At 66.7% G+C, this 4,375-nt stretch carries 4 protein-coding genes; 3 read left to right on the top strand and 1 reads right to left on the bottom strand.

The genetic code is table 11. The features are described from left to right. Together AC2W7M_RS20530 and AC2W7M_RS20525 are read left to right on the top strand one after the other, a co-directional pair. On the top strand, nt 1–707 hold a 707-nt coding region (locus tag AC2W7M_RS20530; RefSeq protein WP_486134491.1), incomplete at its 5' end, for an AprI/Inh family metalloprotease inhibitor. A gap of 219 nt (nt 708–926) precedes the next feature. Beyond that, nucleotides 927–1,790: a TorF family putative porin gene (locus AC2W7M_RS20525; protein ID WP_486134489.1), complete on the top strand. Its 864-nt coding sequence runs from the start codon at nt 927–929 to the stop codon at nt 1,788–1,790. Nucleotides 1,791–1,974: 184 nt separating this feature from the next. On the opposite strand, the gene AC2W7M_RS20520 is transcribed toward AC2W7M_RS20525, so the two are convergent. Further along, nucleotides 1,975–2,595 carry a MarR family winged helix-turn-helix transcriptional regulator gene (locus AC2W7M_RS20520; protein ID WP_486134487.1) on the bottom strand — a complete coding sequence of 207 codons (621 nt, stop codon included), beginning with the start codon at nt 2,593–2,595 and terminating at the stop codon, nt 1,975–1,977. Between the two features lie 139 nt (nt 2,596–2,734). Between AC2W7M_RS20520 and AC2W7M_RS20515 the strand changes: the two genes are divergently transcribed. Beyond that, nucleotides 2,735–4,360 (top strand): 4-hydroxyphenylacetate 3-hydroxylase family protein, encoded by a 1,626-nt coding sequence (locus tag AC2W7M_RS20515; RefSeq protein WP_486134485.1) that lies wholly within the window; start codon nt 2,735–2,737, stop codon nt 4,358–4,360. Nucleotides 4,361–4,375: the final 15 nt, after the last annotated feature.

The raw sequence follows: 4,375 nt of genomic DNA, 5'->3' as shown, positions 1-4,375 counted from the left end.
CGGCGGCCGTCGCCGCCGCGCCGGAGGTGCCGGCCCTGTGGCGCGAGAAGCAACAGCCGGCACCGGGGCGCATCGACCCGGCGCTGCGCGAGGCCGCCGAGCAGAAGGCCGGCGCCTATGTGCTCCAGAGCGCCGACGGCGAACGCAAATGCGCCATCGCCCTGAAGGCCGAGCCGACGGGCGGCGCGCTTGCAATACAAATCGACAAGGCCGCCTGCGAGGCGACGATCTCCTTCTCCGCCCAGATCGCCGGCTGGACTCCGGACGCCTCGGGCGCGCTGCGCCTTCTCAACGCCCAGGGACGGACGGTGGCCGAATTCACCGAGGCGACGGGCGGCAGCTACGAGGCGCTGCGCGAGGGCGACGGGGTCTACTTCCTCGTCAATCCCAGCATCGCCGACGTGCCCGAGGTGACGCAGGCCGAGGTGCTGGGCGACTGGGACCTCGCCGCCGCTCCGGGCACCCCTTTGTGCCGCTGGAGCCTCACCGAGACCCCGGCGCCCAAGGGCGGCTTCGTGCTGAAGGTCGCGGCCGGCTGCGACGCCTCCGTGGCGCGCCTGGCCGCCGCGGCGTGGCGGCTCGATGGCGGCAACATCCTGGTCTCCGGAACCGGCGGCGGCCCCGCGATTCGCTTCGCGCGCCAGGAAGACGGCTCGTGGGCCCGCATTCCCGAGCGCGGGCGGCCCCTTCTCATGAACCGGCCCTGAGCCGGCAATGGGCCAATCGGGTGCCGGCTCGGGCTACCGCAAAGTAGGTTGTACCGCCCATTAACGCGTTTTGGGATGGGCGTTGCGAAATCGCAACACAGAAATCCAGCATTCATGCGGGTTTGCCTAGAAAGGCGGCAATTGCTGCCTTAATTTTCGCATTGGCCTCCGGAAGCGGAACTGATTTTTATCATTCCAGATTTCTGCGGGGGTTCCCTTATGAAAAAGCTTGCCATTATCGCTTCCTCGATGCTCTTCGCCGGCGCGGCCGCTGCGGCCGATATGTCCAAGCCCGTGAAGGCCGTGGTGGCTCCGCCCCCGCCGCCCGCCTGGGACGTGGCTTTCGGCGTCACCCTGACCTCCGACTACGTGTTCCGCGGCATCAGCCAGACCAACAACAACGCGGCGGTCCAGGGCTATGTCGAGCTGCAGATGCTCGACTGGTTCTACATCAACGTGTGGGCGTCCAACCAGAACTGGGCGGACAACTTCCTCGGCCTGGGCGGAAGCAGCTCGCTGGAAGTCGACTTCTCCGGCGGCCTGCGCCACACCTGGGGCTCCTTCACCCTCGACGTCGGCGGCATCTACTATGCCTTCCCCGGCAACACCGACATCTTCGGCGTGAGCCCCGACGACTTCAACTACTGGGAAATCTACGCGAAGCCCAGCTACGCTCTGACCGACTGGTTCACCGTCGGCATGGCGCTCAACTGGACCAGCGACATGTACGCCTCCAGCACGGACGGCACCGCGCTTTCCATCAACGCCAAGGCCTACACCACCTCGCTCGCGGGCAGCGACTTCGGCGCCTATGTTTCGGGTGAGTTCGGCCATCAGTGGCTCGACGACACCTTCTTCACCTACACCCCGCCGTTCGGCGTGTTCGCGGTCGGCATCTCTGGCTACAACTGGTGGAACGTCGGCGTCGGCGTGACCTACAAGGCGGCGACCCTCGACCTGCGCTACTCCGGTTCGGACCTGAACGAGTTCGAGTGCGCGACCCTCATCGGCAAGAACACCGCCTGCGGCGACAAGTTCATCGCCAGCCTGTCCTTCGCCACCTCGTTCAACCAGCTCAAGTGATCCCGATCACCTGACGTGGCTTTCTGAGAAAGGGCGTCGCACTCCGGTGCGGCGCCCTTTTCGTTTTCGCCAGGCCGGCCGGAGCCGGTGCTGCCGGCTGAAGGGGGACCCCACCCCTGGTCTTGAGAGCGTCGTGCCGGGTCCCTTCGGCCTGCTGGCGGGGCGCTGAACGTCGCCGTTCGGCTCAGGCGGTCGAGGCTTTCGGACGCCGCTTGCGGGCCGCGCCCTCGGGGCGGGGCGCTGCGCCATCCTGATCCAGAATGTCGCCCCACTTGGCGTGGGCGAAGACGCGCTCGGCGCTGATGGCCAGCTTGCGCATGACCGCCTCCACCACCGACAACTCTGACGCTGATATCTCTTCGAACAGCATGTCATTGACCCGGCGCACCACCGGCGCCACGCGCACCACGGCCCGCTCGCCCTCGGCCGAGAGGGAGACCCGGACGCTGCGGCGGTCGCTCTCGTCCTGGCGCTTGGCGAGCAGTCCCATCTCGATCATGCGGCCGACTTCCGTGGTCACATGGGGAGCGGCGAGGCGAATGTGGTCGGCAAGGTCGCGGATGGCGACGCCCTCCGCGCCCTGGCGATAGGCCGTGCCCATGAGGACCGCAAACTGGCTCGGGGTCAGGCCCAGCACCTTGCCGAAGATGGCGCGGCACTTCAGCAGCCCCTCCAGCGCCAGCACCATGGCATAGATCGATTCGCGGAAGGCGCGATCGCTCTCGCCCTGAAGGAACTCGGTCCGCGTGACCGTGACGGGAGGCCGGAACGCGCCGGCGGGCTTCGCGCGGCCTGATGACGACATAAGCGTTGATCCCTCCGCCTTGCTCCGCGTTCGCGCGCGGTTTTCAATCCTTTATGAAGCAGGGGCCTCGGCGTCCATAGCCGGATCGAAAAACCATCGTGCCATCGCGTTGACACATACAAAATTATATCTAATTTGTATGTATTATCGGAGTCCGGCTGCCGCTTCCGGGTCAGAGGCCCTGCCGCCTGACCGGACCGGCCGCCGATCCGTGGATCAACGATCAGAGCCGCGCAGAGGCGCGGCCCCAGAGGGACGAGACCATGAACGCCACGCTCCAGTCGATCGCCGCCGCATCCACCCGCCAGCGCACCGGCGCCGATTCCTGACGCAGCTCAAGGCCTCGAAGCGCATCGTCTATCTCGATGGGGAGACGGTGGGCGATCCCACCACCCATCCCGCCTTCCGCGAGGGGGCACGGCAGATCGCCAACCTGTTCGATTTTGCCGCCGCGCCGCAGAACCAGGACCTCATGACCTACCAGGTGGCTGAGACCGGCGCCCGCGCGCTGCGCTGTTACCAGATCCCGAAGACGGTGGACGACCTGCGCCTGAAGCGGCTCGCCTCCGAGGCCTGGGCCGAGCAGACCTTCGGCCTCATGGGCCGCTCGCCCGACCATGTGGCGAACTTCTTCGCGGGCTATGCCGCCAAGCCCTCGGTGTTCGCGAAGCACGGCCAGCAATGGGCCGACAACGTGATCAAGTTCTACGAATACGCCCGCGACAACCACCTTTACATCGCCTACGCCATCGTCCCGCCGCAGGTCGATCGCTCCAAGCCCGCCCACAAGCAGGCGGACCCGCATCTCTATGCCGGCGTGGTGCGCGAGGTGGAGGGGGGCATCATCGTCTCGGGCGGCCAGCAGCTCGCCACCGGCGGCGTCTATGCGGACTATCTGCACCTCGCCTGCATCCATCCGCTTCAGCCCGGCGACGAAAACCACGCCATCAACGTCGCCATTCCCATGGACGCAGAGGGCCTGAAGCTCTATTCGCGCCGCCCGTTCGCCAAGACCGCGGACAATTCCTTCGACTATCCGCTCTCCACCCGCTTCGACGAGGCCGACTGCTTCGTGGTGTTGGACGAGGTGTTCGTGCCCTGGGAGCACGTCTTCATCTACCGCAACATCGAGCTCAGCCGCGACCAGTGGTGGCTGACCCCCTCCCACACCTATGGCAACCACCAGGCGCAGACGCGCTATGCCACCAAGCTGCGCTTCCTCATGGGCCTCGCCAAGCGCATGAACGAGGCGACCGGCAACGAGGCTGTGCCGCCGGTGCAGGTGGCCATGGGCGAGCTGGCGGCGCTCGCTTCCATCGTCGAGGGCATGCTGCTGGCGCAGGAGGCCAAGGCCACCATCGACGAGGAGGGCGTGGTGTGGCCCTCCAAGGCCATGCTCTATGCGGTGATGGCGCTCCAGTCCGAGATCAACCCGCGCATGATCGACATCGTGCGGGAGATCACCGGCGCGGCCATGATCACGCTGCCCTCCTCGGTGAAGGACTTCGAGAGCGCCGCGACCCGCTTGGACGTGGAGCGCTTCTACCGCTCCGCCCATCTCGATGCCCGCCAGCGCGTGGCGCTGATGCGGCTCGCCTGGGACTTCATCGGCACCGAGTTCGGCAACCGGCACCAGCAGTACGAGAAGTTCTACGGCGGCGCGTCCTTCATCGTGAAGACCAACATGTTCCGCAACTACGACTTCCAGCGCGCCGGCGCCCTGGTGGACCGGGCGCTCTCCTTGCCGCCGGTCGGCAGCGACTGAAGCCGCACGCGGGAC

It is taken from the genome of Xanthobacter sp. BG11Y11_SDJG, from assembly GCF_057364445.1.
This window is presented reverse-complemented; position numbering and strand designations above follow the sequence as displayed.